Raw genomic sequence first — 20,039 nt, 5'->3', positions numbered from 1 at the left:
GGATTGCGACGCTGCCGGTGGCCGACACACGGCCCCACGCAAGAGGTCAATATCAGCACAGGTTGGTATGACCCGCTCAGCTATGGGCGAAAATGTCGGTCTCGTCCCAGCCGAGCAGATCGAGCTTGGAACGGGTCGGCAGGAAGGCGAAGCAGGCATCCGCGTGCTCCATGCGACCATCGCGCAAGAGCCGCGCCGTCAGTTTTTCGCGCAGCGCATGCAGGTGCAGCACGTCGGATGCGGCATATTCGAGTTGCGCCGGCGACAGGGTCTCCGCCGCCCAGTCGGAGGACTGCTGCTGCTTGGAAATATCGACGTCGAGCATTTCCTTGAGATTATCCTTCAGCCCGTGACGGTCCGTGTAGGTGCGGGTCAGGCGCGAGGCAATCTTGGTGCAGAAGACCGGCGTCGTCGTCACGCCGAAGGTGTGGAAGAGCACGGCGATATCGAAGCGGCCGAAGTGAAAGATCTTCTGGCGAGCGGGGTCGGCGAGCATGGCGACGAGGTTCGGTGCATCCTTCTGACCGGCGGCAATACGAATCACATCGGCGGTGCCGTCGCCCGGCGAAAGCTGGACGACGCAGAGCCGGTCGCGACGGGGGACAAGGCCGAGCGTTTCCGTGTCGACGGCAATCGCGCCTCTGTAGCGGGCGGCATCGGCTGCGGAAATATCGCCTTCGTGGAACCGTATTGCATTCGCCATCGAAAATCCCCAGATGAAACGGAAGTGGTGTCGCCTATACCGCAAGTTCGGCCCCGGCGAAACCGTGTCATGGCGCCTCGCCCGCGGGTGCTGTCTTCGAAAGCTCGCATTGATGACCGCCTGCCGCCTCGCCCTCCCGGCCCTCTCCCTGATCCTCGGTCTGTCCGCCATGCCGGCGCTGGCACAGAACTACACGGATCTGCCCGGCGTGCGCCCGATGGATCCTCTGAACGACAACGGCGACAAGGTTGTCTGCGAGCAGACGCTGGTCGATCGTTACTATCCGTTCGAGTCCAGCTCGCGCGGCGGCCCGCGCTACGACACGACCTACAACTGCCGCCGCGGCGACGGCCCGGTGTTCCAGGGCAGCGATCTGCCGCCTTCGCTCTATCGGCAGAAGCGCGGGCTGGGCTACTAAAGCGCGTCGCGATCTCTAGGATTCGCTTGCTGCGCTTTAAGCTCTTGTTTTTACGCATGTCGTTATCGCAAAACCGCAGCACACTTTTGCGCGACATGCTTTAACCTCCTGCATCGGTTCGGCTTGGCAAGCCGCTGAATACTTCCTAGAAAATTGGGCAAGGAACCGTGGAGGCGTTCTGCCTCCACCGAGGAGGAACAATGCCCAACGACAGCAGACCGCTCGCCATCAGCGTGCCGGCACCTCGCACGCTCGACCTGATCTTCACAGCCGATGCATTGAAGCAACTGCATGAGCGCTACCGCATCGTCGAAGCCGACCCCGAGGATGTCGCCAGCCTCAGTGACGAGGTGCTGTCGCAAGCACGCTACATCATCGGCCAGCCGCCGCTTGATCACGACACCCTGGCGCGTCTGCCGAAGCTGCGGGCCATTCTCAATGTCGAGAGCAACCTGATCAACAACATGCCTTACGAAGTGCTGTTCGAGCGCGGCATTCACGTGGTCACGACCGGCCAGGTCTTTGCCGAGCCGGTTGCCGAAATGGGGCTTGCCATGGCGCTCAACATTGCGCGCGGCGTCGTCGATGCCGATCTCGCCTTTCGCGAGGGCCGGGAACTTTGGGGTGGCGACGGCAATCGCTCGGCGCGGCTGCTGTCCGGCTCGGACATCGGCATCGTCGGCTTCGGGGACCTCGGCAAGGCACTCAATCGGGTGCTGTCCGGCTTCCGCGCCAGGATCCGCGTCTTCGATCCCTGGATGCCGGCCTCCATTCTTCGGGACAACGGCGTTGAACCGGCATCGCTGGAAACGGTGCTGACAAAAAGCGATTTCGTCTTCGTCGTCGCCTCGGTCACCAGCGAAAACGAGGGTTTTCTCGGCGCAAAGGCGTTTGCCAGCATGCGCCCAGGTGCAGCCTTCATCCTGCTCAGCCGCGCCGGCGTCGTCGATTTCGATGCGCTGATGGCATCAGTCGAAAGCGGTCATATCGTTGCCGCCAGCGACGTTTTCCCCGAGGAACCGCTTGCGCTCGACCACAAGGTGCGCCGCCTGCCCGGCTTCCTGCGGTCGGCGCACCGCGCCGGCGCACTCGACAGCGCCTTCAAAAAGATGGGCGACATGGTGCTGGAAGACATGGACCTGATGGACAGAGACCTGCCGCCGATGCGCTGCAAGCGCGCCGAGCGCGAGACAGTGGCACGGATGCGCTCCAAGCCGGTGACGCTCAACTGATATCGGCGCAGGTCGGGATGAGCCCTTCGCCTATCGGAGATTTCAGGGTTTCGCTGACGGCGGGGAATGCATTCCCGCCGATTAACGTGTTTTATGGGAAAAGCACTTAGCATCGCCGGGATAGGCGCGAGATCAGAGACACGCAATGGCCAACAAGACGCCCGGCTTTCTTGGAACCAGGATACGCGACAGCTGGAACAGTTCGCTGCGCTCGCTGTTCAGCCTGGTGATGGTCGCCATGCTGATCGCCGTGTCGGGCATCCTGGTCGGGCTCGACTATCATCGCTCGCGCAACGCCGCGGTAGCCGACGCCGAAGCCAACATGCGCGGCTTTGCCGGCCGGCTGGTCGATCGTCTCGGCGTGCTGTCCGGCGACACCTCGGCTCTGGTCAGCCTCGTCTCGTCGGTCGCCAACTCCTTCCTCGTACCGCCGCCCGAGCGCATGAACGACAAGGCGGCGGTGCTGCGCGAAGGCATCAGCCGGTCGCCGCATATCGACGGCGTCTATGTCGGCTATCCGAGCGGTGCGTTCTTCCATGTGGTCGATCTCAAACACATCGCCTGGCGCATGGCGCTTGATGCGCCACGCGGCGCCTCGATGGCCGTCCGCTCGATGGAGCACGATGCCAGCGGCAAACCGGTCAATCGCGTCATCTTCCTCAACGAGGCGGGCGAACCGACGACGGAGCGGCGGCTGCCGCCTTCAGGCTATGATCCGAGAAACCGGCCCTGGTACCGGTCGGCCGTCGACGGCACCGCGGCCGTGTCGAACGGCCCTTATGAAATGGCGACGACCGGCGCGCTCGGAATGACGATCTCGCAGGCGCATCGCGGCAATCCCAAGATCGTCATCGGCGCCGACGTGGTTCTCGACACCATCACCGATTTCCTGTCGCGCGAACGACTGACGAAGGATTCCGTCTCCTTCATCCTCGATGCAGTCGGCCGGCCGATCATCCATTCCGACCGGACGATGATGAAACGCATCCTGTCTGCCAAGGACAAGGCCGATCCGATCGTCCCGCCGCAGAACGATCCCCTGGTGCAAAGCATCCGCCTCGGCCCGCCGCCGCCCGGCAAGGCCGATTTCGTCGAGGTGGGCGACAGGACCTATCTGGTCATGGTGACGCCGCTTGAATCGGAACTGCTGCTGACCGGACACCGGGTAGTCGTTGCCGCACCGCTTGACGAGCTCATGGCCGATGCCAACAGGACGCTGATCCAGGGGCTCGCAGTATCCGGCGCCGTGGTGGCGCTCGCGGTCCTGTCTTCGCTCGTGCTCGCGCACCTGATCACCAAATCGCTCAACCAGCTGACCGCCAGCGCCAACCGGCTGCAGGACCTGGATTTCACCACGCCGATCGACGTGTCGTCGCATGTCAGCGAGATTTCCACGCTCGGCGGCGCCATGAACCGGGCGCGCGACGCGATCTTCACCTTCGCGCTCTACGTGCCGCGGGAACTGGTGCGCAAGGGCATCGAATCCGGCCAGTTCAGCGGCCGCGCGGCCTGGCGCCAGGAGGTCACGGCACTTTTCACCGATATCTACGATTTCACCACCTTGAGCGAGCAGCACGCGCCGGAAGAAGTGGTGGCAATGCTTTCGGAATATTTCGACATCTTCAGCGAGGTCGTCGATGCCCATGACGGCACGATCATCCAGTTCCTGGGCGATTCGGTGTTTGCCATGTGGAACGCGCCGGCGCCGGACGAGCGCCATGCGGAGAATGCCTGTCGTTGCGCACTGGCGGTTGAGGAACGGTTGCAGTCCTTCAACGAAGCGCAGCGCAAGAAGGGCCTGCCGGAGTTCCGCACCCGCTTCGGCATCCACACCGGCACCGCCGTCGTCGGCAGCGTCGGCGCGAAGGAGCGGCTGCAATATACCGCCATGGGCGACACGGTGAACGTCGCCTCGCGGCTCGAAGGCATGAACAAGAACTACGGCACGACGATCATGGCAAGCGGCGCGGTCGTCGCCCAGGCCTCCGATGCGATCACCTTCAGGCCGCTTGGATCCGCGCAGGCCAAGGGGCGCGCCACCGCGCTCGAGATCTACGAGGTTCTGAACGCGCGGCCGATTGTTGAGACGGCAGTTTCGCAGACGCCGACAACATCGTCCTGAGAGGCGCGTCCGGTCAACGCCGGACGCTATTTCTCTGGTGCATGACCCAACGGATGCCCGCGGCGACAGCGATGGCAAGCAACGGCCACACCGCCCAGAACACGCCGCGCCACGATAGAAGGTTGATTGCGACCAGGACCATGCCACCCTGTGCCGCGCCAATGGGTTGAACGCTGTAGAAATGGCTCCGTTGGCGCGCCAGCGAGGGCGCGAATCCGACGCAGGTACGCGGGCTCTGCCGCGTCGTTTCCGGCGCAGGAATTCGGGCACTTTTCGTCGAGTAAACTTGGCGGCTTCGCTCACCGCTCGGGGCAAAGCCAGAAACGAAAAAACCCCGGCTTGCCGGGGTTTTTCGAACCAAAACAAATGTTTGGCTAAAGGAATGGTGCCCAGAAGAGGACTCGAACCTCCACACCCTTTCGAGTACCAGCACCTGAAGCTGGCGCGTCTACCAATTCCGCCATCTGGGCGACGGACCGGCATGTAAAAGGCCCGAGCCGAAGTGTCAACAGGCATTTTGAAGTTTTCGTGTCAGAACACGAAAAAGGTCAGTTTGACGCCGCTTTTGCCCAGGATCGAATTGTGGAAAGTCCTTGAGCAAGCAGCGATTCGGCCTCTGCCGTCGTCTCGGCCTCAACATAGCAGCGCATCTCCGGTGCGTTGCCGGACGGCCGGAAATGAATCGTGCGGCCGTCGGCAAGGGTTACGCGCAGGCCGTCGATGTCGCTGACGGCGGCCGGGCGGCCAATTCCGGCGAGGAAGTCGCCGAGGTTCTCGGCCCCACCGCGCAGATGCGCCATCAGCCGGGCGCTGGTTTCGACCGGGAAGTTTTCGAGCCGGTCGCTGAGCGCGACTGGAAGTCGATAGGATACCGCCAGCGCCGAGAGCGTCATCCGGCGCTCTGCGGCGCGCGCAAGCACTGCGAGGATCGGCAGGAAGCTGTCACGGGTGGGAAGCGCCCTGAGGACACCATGGCCGACAGGGAAATCGTTGGCCGTCAACGTGCCGCCATTGGCCTCGAAGCCGGCGACCTTTGTCGCACCCTCTCCGACCGCTTGCGCCATTCCGGCAATCACATAGGGCGAACCGACGCGGGTGCGGATGACCGAAAGGCCTTCGGCCCGTTCGAGGCCGGAATTGGAGGTGACCGGTGTCGCGACCACCAGCGCACCCAAGAACTCGCAGGCGACGAGGCCCAACAGGTCGCCACGAAGCGGCGCCCCTTTCTCGTCGGCAACCAGCGGCCGGTCGCCGTCGCCATCGGCCGAGACGATCGCATCCAGTCGATGTTCCGGTGCCCATGCGGCAAGCCTGGAAAGCGTTTCAGGCGAAACGGCCTCCGTGTCGACAGGCACGAAATCCTCGGATCGGCCGAGAGCGATCGTATCGGCCCCGAGATACGTCAGAAGCTCGACGAGCAGGTCGCGCGCAACGGTGCTGTGCTGATAGACGCCGATGCGCAAACCGCGAAGCGACCCGGGCGGCAACAGGTCCCTGTTGCGGTGAAGGAACAACTCTGCGGCCGATGCCGCGTGATCTTCTCCCGACCCGGGCGAAGGTACGGCCTCGCCGGCAATGGCGTCGGCGATGGCACTGATCGCCAGTTCGTCGGTCTTGTCGATTTCGCCGTCTGGCCGGTAGAATTTGATGCCGTTGCGATCAGCGGGAATATGCGAGCCGGTGATCATCAGGCCTGCTGCCTTATGGACAAGACCATAGAGCGCCAGTGCCGGGGTCGGCACGGTGCCGCAATCGAACACGCGAAAGCCTTCGCTCTTCAGGGCATCGGCGCAAACCGCCGCGATTTCGGGGCTGGAATCGCGAAAGTCGCGGGCAATCAGGATCGGATCTCCCGCCTGCGCCTGCCCGGAGGCGATCAGGTGCCGTGCGAAGGCCTTCGCATAGCGTGCAGACGGTTCGCCTTTCAGCTCCTCGGACAGGCCACGCAGGCCGCTGGTACCGAACTTCAGTTGCATCTCATACTCCGTGAACATGGCCTAGCGACAATAGGCAAAAATAACAGTGACATGGCAAACGCGCCGGCGCATCCTATACCGGACGGCAGACAGCGTGGAAATTCGGCAAACGGTCGACCGGATCCGCACCGTTTCGCCATCAATAAACCAAGAAAAAAACACCTAATGTGAAGCAGGGACACAACCGGAAAGCAACCCTTTCGGAAAGCGAGGAAAGCATGACGGGATTTCGGAATTTCGTTGTCGGTTGCGCCTTGGCCGCCGCCTCCCTGATGACCTCGGCCGGGCCTGCCCCGGCCATGCCGCTGGCAGGCCGCGACGTTCAAATCAAGGCGCAAGGCGATGTCCAAAACGCCCAATACTACCCGTACAGGCGATACGGCGGCGTTCGCTATCCCAACGATTGGGGTGGCGGATGGGGACCTGGCTACGGACCTGGCTACGGCGGGGGTTGGGGCTCATACTACCGGCCGGGCTTCAGCTTCTATTTCGGACCGAGCTATGGCGGCTACTACAACAACTATTATCAACGCCGCTATTATCAACGCCGCTATTACGACGACTACTATCCGCGGCGTTACTACCGGGAGCGCTACTACTATCGCGACAACTATGTTCGCCGCGGCACCAGTTCGCATGTGAGCTGGTGCTTCTCGCGCTACCGCTCCTACAACCCGGCAACCAACCGGTTCCTCACCTATCAGGGCGTCTATAGAGTCTGCTACTCGCCCTATCGATAGGTCACGCCCAAGCGGCGCAACGCCAGCGTTGCGCCGCTTTCCCCGCTCCAATTTCTTGGAAAGGCAGGTTATACCAACCTGCGCTGATATTGACCTCTTGCGTGGGACCGTGTGCGGTCATCCGGCGAGGAGCGGACCTGAGAGCGATGCCTTGGCATCGGTCGAGGATTGCGACGCTGCCGGTGGCCGACACACGGCCCACCCGAAGGGCCGGGCGCTTTTGGCCTCCGGACGGCGTCGACAATCCTCACCGGACCGTTAAGCAGCGATTAACCTCGCTATCTTACCGTTTCATCACGTTCGCAACCTTTTGCCGGAATGAAACGATGCTGCTCCCGACCCAGCAATCCAGCGCCACAGCAACGACCAATCTCGTCGGCTCGATCGTGAAGGATATCGAGAAGCGTCAGGCGGAAGAGGACGAAAAGGCCAAGGGCACCAAGGACGACAAGATCCTGAAGGCTCAGGTGAAGTCGGACGACGCCCAGAAGGCAGCCAACACCAAGATCAATGATCATTTCTTCAATCAGGCTGGAAACGGTGCCAACAACAACCGGATGGTGCTCATCCGTGAAGTCGGCGAGTTCTTCGACCTGAAGCGTGAGGATTTCAAGTCCGATTTCGCCTTTGGCAGCGCTCTGGCAAAGATCGTCGAGAACCTCCCGGCCGATACGGTTCGTGACATCGAGAAGAAGCTGGGGCTGACGGATATCGATGTTTCACTGAACGAGCTGATCGATGCGATCAAGGACCCCGAAGGCAGCCAAGGCAAGAAGCTGGACGAGGCCCTCGACAGCAAGGGCGCCTCGAAGGCCGGCCAAAGCAACGGCGCTACGAAAGCAATACAGCGCCTTGCTGATGCTGCAGAAGCGAAATCGCTGGACGAGCTGCAACTGGATAGCTTGACGAGCGACCCGACGCGCGTTGCCGACAGGGAGACCCTTGTCGAGCAGCAGAAGGAATTGCAGGCGCTCGAGGCAAAAGACAATCTGGAAGACGTGCAAGACGCGCGCGAGGCCGAAGCCAAGCGCCCGCTTGCACTCCTGATCGACGAGATCGGCCGCTACAGCCTCGCCAACCAGGCATTTATCGCCGCCTGATCATTTTCGCCGGACGATCCCCAGCCGCGCCATGACCTGCTTGGGGATGCCATAGCGCCGAACCGCGTCGCGGCTATCGCGCAGGCCGCAGATCTCACGCTGGATAAAAAATGCCCAGACTGCATCGGCGGCATCGTCTAGCAGCCGTTCGCGCAGCTCCGGCGTGGTTTCATTCCGCTCGAGTACCTGCAACGCCGCAATCGCCTTTTCGACCTTGAGGCCATGTCGCCCGAGCGCGTCGGCGCGCTCCGAAAGCAATTCGTATTCGAGGGCGCTAAGGGTGCCCGAAGCAGCATATGAGGGGCTTAGGGATCTTGGAGGGCGAACAGTCATCCGAAACTCCGTGGTTCTGGCACGATTGGCGCCACGCGTCGAACAGGGCGCGCGACGGAGGGCGGCAACGCCTAATCTTGCCGCGAGATCAATCCCGATGCAAAGGGATCGTGCGGAAACATGGAGACTTGCGAGGCCCACGACAGGGGCCTTGCGGCGCCGGTGCAGCCCCGCCGTATGGTTAAGATTTCATAAACCTGTCTCGCCTAACATCGCAGCATCATGCCGATTCCCGTATCCGCAGCCACGCTGCGGCAGGTCTGGCCGGTTGGCCGAGACGCGCATGAGGCGCCAGCCCGAACCGAAGTGACAATCTGTGCGGCGGATGGTCGAGGTGATCCGTGAAAACGCGTGGAATGTGGCGGCCGGCGGCCGCTCGTCAACCCGAGGGTCAAGCGAGAGGGAGACCAGAATGCTGACACCCATTCTCACGGTCAGAACCGCGACCGGACTTGCCGAGGAGGCAAGTGCACGGCCCCAGCAACCGGCAACCCCTCTGACGGCCGCCCAGCGCGGCGAAGCGATCCAGAAGATCCTCGATGCATTGACCCGGCACCTCGCCGGCCGCGAGATCCTGTCCAAGGACGCGCTTGTGCGGCTGATGGAGGATCTCGCCCGCATCCTCAAGTTTCCGCCGCTGCCACAGGAGGGCGGGCGCGATTTCGTCCGCCGGCTCGTCACCTTTCTCGAAGCCATGCCGATGCCGGAACGCCTGGCGCTCGAGCGACAGTTGGGCGGCCGCAGCCTGGCGCTGCGGGTCGGTATTCTCGCAGACCTGCCGGCAATCAGAAACGGTGCAGTCCCCGTGTCGACGGGCGCAGTATTGCCGAGCCCGAGCAACCCGCCCTTGCAGCCGGCAATCCCGCTGCATCTGGCCACCGCCAGAGCGTCGGTCGCAAGCGAGGTTGCCTTGCTGCAGACGGCGCTGAAGAAAACCTTTGGCGTTGGCAGCGAGAATGACACGTCGAGCCTGGCAACAGAGGAGGCGGACGCGACGCTGCCGACCGACGATGGAGCAGCGGCACGGCCTCAGGCTTCGCCCGAGCGCGAAGGCGCCAGAACGATGCCCGGCAGGCTGCCTTCGCTGGACGGCCCCGAAATCGAAGCGCTCGCCGCCATCGTCAGTGGCGAGGCCGATCCGGAAGCCACCGACCCGGCGGCGGCCGGCAAAGCACCGGCTGACGAGGAGGAAAATCCGTCATCGCACCCTGCCGCCGCGGCAGACGATCTCGATTTGCCTGCAAAGGCCACGGAAGCAGAGCCGAGCAACGGCGCTGCCCGGACGGATGCCGGCACCGAGGTAGGCCGCACCGACGAAGGCGCGGAGCCGGATGGCACTTACCGCCCCCTGCCCGACGGCGACGATCAGCGGCCAAACGGCAGGACAACGACACGTGGCGAAGCAGGCCGCGCGCTCTCGGACGCGCTGAAGGCGATCGTGCGCGATACGCTCGGTCTACCGGGAGAACCCACCGGCACCGAGAGGCCCGAAGTGATCGCGCCCGAACTCGAAAGCGCCGAAACCAGCGCAGCATCAAGCCAGACAGAAACGGACGGCGCGGAACCCGGCCGCACAAACCCGCTCCGGCCCCGCGATACGGCTGCAGGCGCCGAGCTTGCCGCCCTGAGCGTTGCGGACGATCAGACGGAGCAATCTGGCGCCACGGGCGCCACCGCTGCCCAGCGGCCCCAGAAGCCGGCTGACGACCCAGCGATGCAACAGGCAATCGCAAGGCTGATCGAGAACGGGCTGCCGCGCGAGGCAATCCCGTTTGCGATGATCCCCTATCCGATCGCAGTTGAGGACGGGAAGAGCGAGACGGAAAAGAGCGAGCGGGACGAAGGTCGAGGCGAAGGCGGCGAAGCCGCGCAGGGCGACGGCGAAGCCGGGCAGGGCGACGCCAACAAGGATGCTCAGCAGACCGAGGACGGCAAGGACGGTCGGGGCGACGAACAGAATGCCGAGCCGGACGTCTACGAACTCTATCGCAAGCTCGGCGGTCTCGGCTGATCCTTAGAGCGATCAATTACAGCGCCGCGCGTCAAATATGACGCGCTAAGGGCGCTGTAACACCCTAAACTTGCTGCATAATTTTCTCCTTAAATCGATTCCGATGTAAGGAATTATGCAGTAGATCGGATCGAGACGATCCACCAAATCCAAGGACGCGGCAGCCGGAGCAAACGCCCACAAGCAAAAGCCCGCGGAGATCGCTCTCCGCGGGCCTTTTCATTTCAGGCGTCAGGCAACGATTACTCGTTGGTCTGGCGGTTCTTCAGAGCGGCACCGAGAATGTCGCCGAGCGAAGCGCCCGAGTCGGACGAACCGAACTGAGCAACGGCTTCCTTCTCTTCCGCGATTTCCAGAGCCTTGATCGACAGCTGGATCTTGCGGTCCTTCTTGGAGAAGTTGGTGACGCGTGCGTCGACAACCTGGCCAACCGAGAAACGCTCCGGACGCTGTTCGTCACGGTCACGCGACAGATCGGCGCGGCGGATGAACGCGGTGATGTCTTCGTGGTTGACGAGCTTCACTTCGATACCACCGTCGTTGACGGCGATGATCTCGGCCGAAACGACAGCGTTCTTGCGCAGTTCGCCGGAAGCCGCGGCATCGCCGACTGCATCCTTGCCGAGCTGCTTGATACCGAGCGAGATGCGCTCCTTGTCGACGTCGACGTCGAGAACAACGGCGCGAACGACGTCGCCCTTGTTGAACTCTTCGATGACCTGCTCGCCCGGACGGTTCCAGTCGAGGTCGGAAAGGTGCACCATGCCGTCAACGTCGCCGTCGAGGCCGATGAACAGGCCGAATTCGGTCTTGTTCTTGACTTCGCCTTCAACTTCGGTGCCAGCCGGATGGCTATGCGCGAATGCCTGCCACGGGTTCTCGAGCGTCTGCTTGAGGCCGAGCGAGATACGACGCTTGGTCGGATCGACTTCGAGAACGACGACGTCGACTTCCTGGCTCGTGGACAGGATCTTGCCGGGGTGTACGTTCTTCTTGGTCCAGGACATTTCGGAGATGTGGATCAGGCCTTCGATGCCCGGCTCCAGCTCGACGAACGCACCGTAGTCGGTGATGTTCGTGACGGTGCCCGAGATCTTCTTGCCGACCGGATACTTCGCACCGATGCCATCCCACGGATCCGACTCGAGCTGCTTCATGCCGAGCGAGATGCGGTGGGTTTCCTGGTTGATGCGGATGATCTGAACCTTGACCTGCTGGCCGATGTTCAGGATCTCCGACGGATGGTTCACGCGGCGCCATGCCATGTCGGTGACATGGAGCAGACCGTCGATGCCGCCGAGGTCGACGAACGCACCGTAATCGGTGATGTTCTTGACGACGCCTTCGACAACCTGGCCTTCTTCAAGGTTCTGAACGATTTCAGAACGCTGTTCGGCACGGGATTCTTCCAGAACGGTACGACGCGAAACGACGATGTTGCCGCGACGCTTGTCCATCTTGAGGATTTCGAAGGGCTGCGGGTTGTGCATCAGCGGAGTGACGTCGCGGATCGGACGGATGTCGACCTGCGAACGCGGCAGGAAGGCGACGGCGCCGTCGAGATCGACGGTGAAGCCACCCTTGACCTGGTTGAAGATGATGCCTTCGACGCGTTCGCCGGCTTCGAACTTCACTTCCAGGCGCATCCAGCTTTCTTCGCGGCGAGCCTTTTCGCGCGAAAGAACAGCTTCGCCGAGCGCGTTTTCGATGCGCTCAACGTAGACTTCGACTTCGTCGCCGACCTTGAGCGAGCCGTCCTTGGCCTTCGCGCCGAATTCCTTCAGAGCGATGCGGCCTTCGACCTTCAGACCGACGTCGACAACGGCGACGTCCTTTTCGATGGCCGTGACGATGCCCTTGGCAACATAGCCTTCGGCCAGATCGGTCTTCGCGAAGGATTCTTCGAGAAGCGCTGCGAAATCATCACGGGTTGGGTTGGTAGCAGACATGGAATCTCCTGCATGCATCTCATAAGAGACGCACATGCGCCGGGGGCTGGTGTTGAACAGGCCTGAACCCAGTCCGCCCCATCAAAGGGACAATCCGGCGCGTGGACGGAATTTCAGGCTTATGCAAGAAGAGCGATCCTGACAGCGTCGGGAAAAGGCTCTTCTTCAGATCTTATTGATCAGGGCCGCATCGATCAAAGACTTCGCGGCCTGAAACGCCGCCTCTATACTCATTTCAGACGTATCAAGCAAGTGCGCGTCATCGGCCGGGCGCAAAGGACTGTCTGCCCGCCCCATGTCGCGCTCGTCGCGCTTCTTCACATCATCGAAGATCGCCGCATAGTCGGCGGCGGCGCCGTTGCCGACGATCTCGTCATAGCGGCGTCTCGCCCGCACTTCCGGCGAGGCGGTAACGTAGAGTTTCACCGCCGCATCGGGGCAGACGACGGTGCCGATATCGCGGCCGTCGAGCACGGTGCCCGGCTCTTTTCTCGAAAACGCCCGCTGCGCCTCGACGAGCGCGCGGCGCACGGCCGGCATGACGGCAATCTTCGATGCCGCCTCGCCGATCGCGTGTGCCGACAGCACGGCGCGATCGAGGCCGGCAAGTTCGACCTCGAGCGCCGTGCGCTCAGCCACCGCCTCATCGTCGAGCGGCAGGCCGGCATCGAGCAGGGCCTTGGCCGTCGCGCGGTAGGTCAGCCCGGTGTCGAGATGGTGAAAGCCGTATTCTTCGGCGATCTGGCGCGAGAGCGTGCCCTTGCCTGCCGCTGCGGGTCCGTCGATGGCGATGGTGATCATGAATTGCCCTGCGATCAATAATTTTATCAAGCCAGATAGATTAAAACCGACATGGAATCCACGCACCAACAATGCGACTTTGCTGTCCCCATTGATACACCCGGATCGTGGCCCTACTCGATTGTCGCGCCCAGCCCGGTCATCAGCTCCACGAATCCTGGAAAGCTGGTGGCGATCATCGTCGTATCGTCGACGGTAACAGGATGTTCTGAGGCAAGGCCCATGACGAGGAAGCTCATGGCGATACGGTGGTCGAGATCGGTGGCAACCGCAGTGCCCGCGGCATTGCCGAGACCCTTGCCGCCGGGGCGGCCGTGCACGACGAGGAAACTGGGGCCGTCCTCGCAATCGACACCGTTGAGCTTGAGCCCGGCCACAACCGCCGAAAGGCGATCGGATTCCTTGACCCGCAACTCCTCAAGGCCGCGCATCACCGTGCGCCCCTCGGCAAAAGCCGCGGCAACGGCAAGCACCGGGTATTCGTCGATCATCGAGGGGGCGCGATCATCCGGCACGGTGATGCCCTTCAACTCGGAAGAGCGGACGCGCAGATCCACCACATCCTCGCCGCCCGCAATCCTCGTGTTCCGCACATCTATCCGGGCGCCCATCTGCTGCAGCGTAACGATAAGTCCCGTGCGGGTGGCGTTCATCAGCACGTTGAGAATGGTGACGTCGGAACCCGGCACGAGAAGTGCCGCCACAAGCGGAAAGGCGGCCGACGACGGATCGCCGGGGACATCGATGTCCTGGCCCGTCAGCCTGCCCTGCCCCTCGAGCCGAATGATGCGCTCGCGTTCGTTGCCAGCCTCAACTGTCAGGTTCACGCCAAAGGCCTGCAGCATCCGCTCGGTATGGTCGCGGGTCATCACCGGCTCGATCACCGTGGTGATGCCAGGCGCGTTCAGACCGCCAAGCAGCACGGCGGATTTCACCTGGGCCGAGGCCATCGGTACGCGATAGCTTACCGGGTTTGCCGTCTTCGGTCCGCGCAGCGTCACCGGCAGGCGGCCGCCTTCGGCCGACGTCACCTGAACGCCCATCTGGCGCAGCGGATCGAGAACCCGGCCCATCGGGCGCCTGGAAAGCGAGGCATCGCCGACGAAAGTGGTCGCGAAATCATAAACGCCGACCAGCCCCATGGTCAGGCGGCACCCGGTTCCTGCATTGCCGAAATTGAGCGGCGCTTCGGGCGCAAGCAGCGCACCGTTGCCGACACCGTCGACGATCCAGGTGTCGCCCTCCTTGCGCACCGTTGCGCCCAGCGCCTGCATTGCCCTTGCCGTGTTGAAGACATCTTCGCCTTCGAGCAGGCCGGCAATGCGCGTCTCACCGGCCGCAAGTCCACCGAGCATCAGGGCGCGATGTGAAATCGACTTGTCGCCAGGGATGCGCACCGTGCCGCCGAGTGCCCCGGATCTGCGCGCAATGGCAGGCTTTGCGATCACGCCAGCGGACATATAAACCTTCCTCGAACCTGTGGCCGGCACCATCCCTCGCCACATGCGAAACAGCAACGGCGGCGCGGCCACCTTCCGCTCCCGCTGCCTAACACAAAGCGATTGCGCGATCATCCTGCCCGGCGAAGAAAAAGCAGGCAGCGCAGGGCTTTCGCGATTTATCTTTGACAGACGCGGCCAAGATGATTATGGGGACCGGCTAATCATCATAGGCTTGATATAATTTCCACCCGCCGGCTTTCCGGCAAGCGCCGGCTCGGCCGGCCATTCAAGAGGCTTTGACTGTGGCAAAAGCGGAACTTGGAACAAAGCGCATCGACCCGGAAACGGGGCGCAAATTCTACGATCTGAACCGTGATCCGATCGTTTCCCCCTACACCGGCAAGTCCTACCCGCTGTCCTTCTTCGAAGAAACCTCGGTCGCCAAGGTGCTTGAGAAGGAAGAGGAAGAGGACGTCGCTGAAGTCGACACCGAGAACACGGAAGTCGAACTCGTATCGCTCGAGGAAGCTGACGACGAAGCAGCCGGCGGCGACGAGATTCCGGATCTGGGCGACGATGACGTGGAGATCGACGGCGACGACGACGACGATACCTTCCTGCAGACCGACGACGAAGACGATGACGACGACATGAGCGACCTCATCGGCGTGTCCGACGACGAAGACGACGTCTAAGCGCTTATAATAATACGCGAATGCCTCCCGTCCCTGCCAGATGGCGCGGACGGGAGCAAATCGGGCCGGAGCCAAAATTATTTCCACCGGCCTGACATTTTCGGCTTGCTATCCGCGAAAAGCAGAAGTAATAAGCCGCCACTCGCCGGGCACAACAGCCCAACGAGTTTCCCGGAACCGGCCTTGCCGGACCCGATATGGGGCTATAGCTCAGCTGGGAGAGCGCTTGCATGGCATGCAAGAGGTCAGCGGTTCGATCCCGCTTAGCTCCACCAAACTTCTCCTGAAATACAAATCCTTGAACTGACCACCCTTCACCATGTTTGGGCCAACCGCCTGCACATGCCGGCCGGTATATTCCTTTCCGCTTTTTTTCTGTTACCAACGGGAAAATCGAACGGTTCGCTTGCGAAGCCGGATCGAAGCACGTGCCGAGGGATCAGATGAGTTTTACCGAAACGACCAGAACGTCGTGGTTTGCACGCCTCAAGAACGGTGTCATCGGCATCTTCATCGGGCTGCTGCTGGTCTTCGGCATGATCTGGCTGCTTGCCTGGAACGAGGGCCGCTCGGTCAAGACCTATCGCGCTCTGGTCGAGGGCGCCGGCGCTGTGATCGACATCGACAGCGGTGCAGTCGAGGCTGGCAACGAGAGCAAGCTGGTTCACATCGCCGGTCGGATCGAGCCTGTCGGCACACCGGCCGATAGCCTGCTCGGGATCTCCGCGAAAGGCGCTGCCGGCCTGCGCCGTTCGGTCGAGATGTACCAATGGGTCGAGGAAAAGAAGAGCGAGACACGCAAGACGCTCGGCGGCGGCGAGGAAACGGTCACCACCTATTCCTACGCCAAGGAGTGGCGCAGCGATCGCGCCGATTCGGCCGATTTCCGCGACGGCAACGGGCATCAGAACCCGGAGATGCCGATCTCCAGCGAGCGCTTCACCGTCGATCGGGCGATGCTCGGCGCGCTTTCCGTCGACGGCAGGGTCGTTGCCGATCTTGGCAGCGACAGTCCGGTGCCGATGGCGGATGCCGACCTGCAACGCCTCGCCGAGGCGCTCGGCACCGATCACCCCGTCAAGACCGACGGCCAGACGATCTTCGTCTCCGCCGATCGCCAGAACCCTGAGGTCGGCGATCTGCGCATCGGCTTTACCCGCGAAGACACGGAAACGGCAAGCTTCGTCGCAGCGCAGAAGGGCGGCAGCCTTGCCCCCTACCGTACGACGAACGGCCGCGACCTGTTCCTGAGCTCGGCTGGCCTGGGCACTGCTGCCGAAATGTTCGACGCTGCCCAGAGCCAGAACACGCTGATTACCTGGCTGGTTCGGGTGGGCGGACTGATCGGCCTGTTCATCGGCTTCACGCTGATGCTGTCGCTCATTTCCATCATTGCCGACGTCATTCCGGTGCTGGGTTCGGTGGTCGCATTCGGCACCGGCATCATCGCGGCGATCCTGACGCTCATCATCGGCCCCGTGGTCATCGCCACCGCCTGGTTTGCCTATCGGCCGCTGTTGTCGTTGGCGATCATCGCGGTCGGCGCGCTCATTGCCTTCGGCATCGGCTATCTCCGCGCCGGCAAGGCGAAACCGATGTCCGGCGGCGTGACCGCCTGACCAACGGCGTGGCTTTAGACGCCCGAGCCACGTCTTTGCGAAATATTAAGGGATCGTAGCGAAGAACACCGGCCTGATGTTTCTGCTTTCCAAGATCTTCTGGCTCGTCGCGCAGCCCCTTTCCCTGGCGTTCTTCGCCGCCCTTGCAGGGCTGCTATTGACGGCGGTCGGCCTCCGGCGCACCGGCGTCGCCTTCGGCCTGCTCGGCGCGCTGGTGCTCTTCGTCAGCCTGTTCACGACATCAGGATCCTATTTCCTGCAGATGCTCGAGGATCGCTTCCCGCGGCCGACCGCGCCGCCCGCAACCCTCTCCTGCATCATCGTGCTCGGCGGCGCCTTCGAGAACGAGGTGATGGCGAGCCGCGGCGGCATCGAGTTCAACCAGGCGGCCGACCGCTTCATCGAGACGGCCATGCTGGCGAAGCGCTACCCTGAAGTGCGCATCCTGGTTTCCGGCGGCGACGGTTCGTTCAGCGGCGCCTATGAGGGCGACGCCAAGGCGTCGGAAGCCTTCTTTGCCGCCTTCGGCATCGGCCCCGAGCGGCTGATCCGCGAGGAGCAATCGAGAACAACCTTCGAGAATGCCCGCAACACTAAGGCGCTGCTGGCCGCAAACGGGCTTTCAAACTGCGCACTGGTCACCTCGGCCTTCCATATGCCGCGTTCGGTCGGGCTTTTCCACGAGCTCGGCCTGGAGGTCACTCCCTGGCCGACGGACTACCGCACCAGCGGCACGGTCACGCCCAGCTTCGACTTTACCCAGCCCTCGCTCAATGCCCAGCTGACGACGACGGCAGTGCGCGAATGGATCGGCCTCACCGCCTATTACTTCGGCGGTCGCACCGACAGCCTGCTTCCCAGCGCCTCACCCCGTTGACGCGGCAGGCCCGGATGCTCCAGCTTGCAATGCGACCGACAACAGCGATACGCCTTTCAACGGAGCGGCCATGACGATCCTGGAAATCCTCGATTACGCCGGCGTCGCCGTTTTCGCAGCGACAGGTGCGCTCTCGGCTTCGCGCAAGCAGCTCGATATCATCGGCTACCTGTTCCTTGCCTCGGTCACTGGCATCGGCGGCGGAACGATGCGCGACGTCGTCCTTGGCGCAACGCCGGTGTTCTGGGTGCTCAACCCGAACTATCTTCTGGTCTGCGCCTCAGTGGCCGTCATCCTGTTCTTCACGGCGCACCTGTTCGATTCACGGTACCGGGTGCTGGTCTGGCTCGATGCGATCGGCCTGTCGGCCTATTGCGTCATGGGCGCGGCCAAGGGTCTGGCGGCAACAGGCTCGCCGGGGGTCGCCCTCGTCACCGGCATGCTGACGGCAACCTTCGGCGGCGTCCTGCGCGACCTCCTGGCGGGAGAGCCTTCGGTGCTGCTGCGTCCGGAAGTCTATGTGACGGCTGCTCTCGTCGGCTCCGGCGTCTTCGTCGTCGCGACGATGATCGGACTGCCGCTGGCGGCGACCTCGACGCTCGGCGTGATCTCAGCCTTCACCGTACGCGCCGGCGCGCTCAAATACGGCTGGACGCTGCCGATCGGCAAGGCAAGCCCCGGCCGCGACCCCGACGATGTGATGTAGGAACAGGTTGTTACGACCGCTCGCGCTTGCGGCGAAGACGAATGACCACGTCGACATGGGCAATCTCCATGCCTTCAGGCGGCTCCGGCAGATTGCCGATCTCGATATTGCTCACCGGGATATCGAGGACCTCGTTCTGGCCTTCGACGAAGAAATGGTGATGGTCGGACACGTTGGTGTCGAAATAGGTCTTGGCGCTCTCCACCGCGAGCACGCGGATCATGCCGGCCTCGGTGAACTGATGCAGTGTGTTGTAGACGGTTGCCAGTGAAACCGGCACTCCGGCGACGACCGCCTCTTCATGCAGTTCTTCAACAGTCAGGTGACGGTCGCCCTTGGCGAAGATCAGATCGGCAAGGGCGACACGCTGACGCGTCGGGCGCAGACCCGAGCTGCGCAATCTCTCTTCCGAACTCACTTCGGTTGCTTTCGTCATCAAGGAGCGTTCCATGGATCCCATAAAATTTACAATACTTCCGTTGCGATATAACTTTTGCGCGCTGCTCTTTCAATAGATTCTAAGGTGCGACACACTTGGAATGCCTGAAAAACCGGCCTATTTCGGGGAAGGCTGGTATTTAACTCTGGTCGGACCCACATTGATCCTGTAAGCGACGGCGGAACGATATCGCCATCAGAATGGGCGACGCCGACGTCGGAAACATCGAAAACGGCCATCGGCACGCTTCATTTCACAGCGAACTTGCTCTAAAGCAAGTCTGACAACACTTTATGTTACTCGGGGAAACAACCATTGATGACGACCAGACAATCCAGCTTCAGCTATGAGGAAATCCTGACCTGCGGCCGAGGCGAACTGTTTGGCCCCGGCAACGCCCAGCTGCCGCTGCCACCGATGCTCATGGTCCATCGCATCACGGAAATCTCCGAAACCGGCGGCGCTTTCGACAAGGGTTTCATCCGCGCTGAATATGACGTCAGTCCGGACGACTGGTACTTCCCCTGCCATTTCCAGGGCAACCCGATCATGCCCGGCTGCCTCGGTCTCGACGGCATGTGGCAATTGACGGGCTTCTTCCTCGGCTGGCTCGGCGAACCGGGCCGCGGCATGGCGCTGTCGACCGGCGAAGTGAAGTTCAAGGGCATGGTTCGCCCCCATACCAAGCTGCTCGAGTACGGAATCGATTTCAAGCGGGTCATGCGCGGCCGCCTCGTCCTCGGCACTGCCGACGGCTGGCTGAAGGCCGACGGTGAAACCATCTACCAGGCAACCGACCTGCGTGTCGGTCTGTCGAAGGAAAAGACCGACTAAGCCGCGGGTACTCCCGCACCGAATGAGATAAAGAAAAGGTCA

The 20,039-nt window shown here is 62.4% G+C and carries 18 protein-coding genes, 2 tRNA genes and 1 pseudogene; 12 read left to right on the top strand and 9 right to left on the bottom strand.

The window, feature by feature from the left end; genetic code table 11:
- Positions 1 to 76: 76 nt before the first annotated feature.
- Positions 77 to 703: a ribonuclease D gene (locus tag BC360_RS23310; protein ID WP_065797063.1), complete on the bottom strand. Its 627-nt coding sequence runs from the start codon at positions 701 to 703 to the stop codon at positions 77 to 79.
- A 13-nt stretch (positions 704 to 716) separates the two neighbouring features.
- Between BC360_RS23310 and BC360_RS23305 the strand changes: the two genes are divergently transcribed.
- From BC360_RS23305 to BC360_RS23295, 3 genes are all read left to right on the top strand, one after another.
- Positions 717 to 1,121 carry a hypothetical protein gene (locus BC360_RS23305; RefSeq protein ID WP_244512873.1) on the top strand — a complete coding sequence of 135 codons (405 nt, stop codon included), beginning with the start codon at positions 717 to 719 and terminating at the stop codon, positions 1,119 to 1,121.
- A 200-nt stretch (positions 1,122 to 1,321) separates the two neighbouring features.
- The gene (locus BC360_RS23300; RefSeq protein WP_065797061.1) at positions 1,322 to 2,353 is read left to right on the top strand and encodes a hydroxyacid dehydrogenase; all 1,032 of its coding nucleotides are present in this window, start codon (positions 1,322 to 1,324) and stop codon (positions 2,351 to 2,353) included.
- Positions 2,354 to 2,498: 145 nt separating this feature from the next.
- On the top strand, positions 2,499 to 4,475 hold the full coding sequence (locus tag BC360_RS23295) for an adenylate/guanylate cyclase domain-containing protein (protein WP_065797060.1): 1,977 nt from the start codon (positions 2,499 to 2,501) through the stop codon (positions 4,473 to 4,475).
- A 13-nt stretch (positions 4,476 to 4,488) separates the two neighbouring features.
- Here BC360_RS23295 and BC360_RS32840 read toward each other — a convergent pair.
- From BC360_RS32840 to BC360_RS23285, 3 genes and pseudogenes are all read right to left on the bottom strand, one after another.
- Positions 4,489 to 4,638: pseudogene (locus BC360_RS32840) on the bottom strand (adenylate/guanylate cyclase domain-containing protein); the annotation flags it as partial.
- A gap of 220 nt (positions 4,639 to 4,858) precedes the next feature.
- Positions 4,859 to 4,945 (bottom strand) — tRNA-Leu (locus tag BC360_RS23290).
- 78 nt (positions 4,946 to 5,023) lie between these two features.
- A complete protein-coding gene (locus BC360_RS23285; protein WP_065784608.1) occupies positions 5,024 to 6,451 on the bottom strand; it encodes a phosphomannomutase in 1,428 nt (475 codons plus the stop codon).
- A 218-nt stretch (positions 6,452 to 6,669) separates the two neighbouring features.
- On the opposite strand from BC360_RS23285, the gene BC360_RS23280 reads away from it, so the two are divergent.
- A complete protein-coding gene (locus BC360_RS23280; RefSeq protein WP_065784609.1) occupies positions 6,670 to 7,191 on the top strand; it encodes a BA14K family protein in 522 nt (173 codons plus the stop codon).
- Between the two features lie 326 nt (positions 7,192 to 7,517).
- The gene (locus BC360_RS23275; protein ID WP_065784610.1) at positions 7,518 to 8,291 is read left to right on the top strand and encodes a hypothetical protein; all 774 of its coding nucleotides are present in this window, start codon (positions 7,518 to 7,520) and stop codon (positions 8,289 to 8,291) included.
- On the opposite strand, the gene BC360_RS23270 is transcribed toward BC360_RS23275, so the two are convergent.
- Positions 8,292 to 8,624, bottom strand: coding sequence for a DUF6665 family protein (locus BC360_RS23270; protein ID WP_065784611.1), 333 nt, complete (start codon positions 8,622 to 8,624; stop codon positions 8,292 to 8,294).
- 412 nt (positions 8,625 to 9,036) lie between these two features.
- Here BC360_RS23270 and BC360_RS32220 point away from each other — a divergent pair, with 412 nt between their 5' ends.
- The gene (locus tag BC360_RS32220) at positions 9,037 to 10,635 is read left to right on the top strand and encodes a hypothetical protein (RefSeq protein ID WP_065797059.1); all 1,599 of its coding nucleotides are present in this window, start codon (positions 9,037 to 9,039) and stop codon (positions 10,633 to 10,635) included.
- 242 nt (positions 10,636 to 10,877) lie between these two features.
- Here the strand turns inward: BC360_RS32220 and rpsA are convergent, their stop codons facing one another.
- The 3 genes from rpsA to aroA all read right to left on the bottom strand — a co-directional run bounded on the left by rpsA (position 10,878) and on the right by aroA (position 14,845).
- Entirely contained in the window at positions 10,878 to 12,584 is a 1,707-nt protein-coding gene (gene rpsA, locus BC360_RS23260) for a 30S ribosomal protein S1 (RefSeq protein ID WP_025425511.1), read from the bottom strand.
- 165 nt (positions 12,585 to 12,749) lie between these two features.
- A complete protein-coding gene (gene cmk, locus BC360_RS23255; protein WP_065797058.1) occupies positions 12,750 to 13,385 on the bottom strand; it encodes a (d)CMP kinase in 636 nt (211 codons plus the stop codon).
- Positions 13,386 to 13,498: 113 nt separating this feature from the next.
- Positions 13,499 to 14,845 carry a 3-phosphoshikimate 1-carboxyvinyltransferase gene (gene aroA, locus BC360_RS23250; protein WP_065797057.1) on the bottom strand — a complete coding sequence of 449 codons (1,347 nt, stop codon included), beginning with the start codon at positions 14,843 to 14,845 and terminating at the stop codon, positions 13,499 to 13,501.
- 284 nt (positions 14,846 to 15,129) lie between these two features.
- Here aroA and BC360_RS23245 point away from each other — a divergent pair, with 284 nt between their 5' ends.
- From BC360_RS23245 to BC360_RS23225, 5 genes are all read left to right on the top strand, one after another.
- Positions 15,130 to 15,522, top strand: a complete 393-nt coding sequence (locus BC360_RS23245; RefSeq protein ID WP_065784625.1) for a TIGR02300 family protein — start codon at positions 15,130 to 15,132, stop codon at positions 15,520 to 15,522.
- Positions 15,523 to 15,721: 199 nt separating this feature from the next.
- Positions 15,722 to 15,797 (top strand) — tRNA-Ala (locus BC360_RS23240).
- Between the two features lie 168 nt (positions 15,798 to 15,965).
- Complete coding sequence (locus BC360_RS23235; protein WP_065797184.1) at positions 15,966 to 17,141, top strand: TMEM43 family protein; 1,176 nt, start codon at positions 15,966 to 15,968, stop codon at positions 17,139 to 17,141.
- 76 nt (positions 17,142 to 17,217) lie between these two features.
- Complete coding sequence (locus tag BC360_RS23230; RefSeq protein WP_065784896.1) at positions 17,218 to 18,018, top strand: YdcF family protein; 801 nt, start codon at positions 17,218 to 17,220, stop codon at positions 18,016 to 18,018.
- 70 nt (positions 18,019 to 18,088) lie between these two features.
- On the top strand, positions 18,089 to 18,724 hold the full coding sequence (locus tag BC360_RS23225) for a trimeric intracellular cation channel family protein (protein WP_065797056.1): 636 nt from the start codon (positions 18,089 to 18,091) through the stop codon (positions 18,722 to 18,724).
- 10 nt (positions 18,725 to 18,734) lie between these two features.
- On the opposite strand, the gene irrA is transcribed toward BC360_RS23225, so the two are convergent.
- Positions 18,735 to 19,160, bottom strand: coding sequence for an iron response transcriptional regulator IrrA (gene irrA / locus BC360_RS23220; protein WP_065784909.1), 426 nt, complete (start codon positions 19,158 to 19,160; stop codon positions 18,735 to 18,737).
- A 321-nt stretch (positions 19,161 to 19,481) separates the two neighbouring features.
- Here irrA and fabA point away from each other — a divergent pair, with 321 nt between their 5' ends.
- A complete protein-coding gene (fabA, locus tag BC360_RS23215; protein ID WP_025425501.1) occupies positions 19,482 to 19,997 on the top strand; it encodes a 3-hydroxyacyl-[acyl-carrier-protein] dehydratase FabA in 516 nt (171 codons plus the stop codon).
- Positions 19,998 to 20,039: the final 42 nt, after the last annotated feature.

The sequence above is a fragment of the Ensifer sp. LC163 genome, from assembly GCF_001695855.1.
Classification (GTDB): Bacteria; Pseudomonadota; Alphaproteobacteria; order Rhizobiales; family Rhizobiaceae; genus Ensifer.
This window is presented reverse-complemented; position numbering and strand designations above follow the sequence as displayed.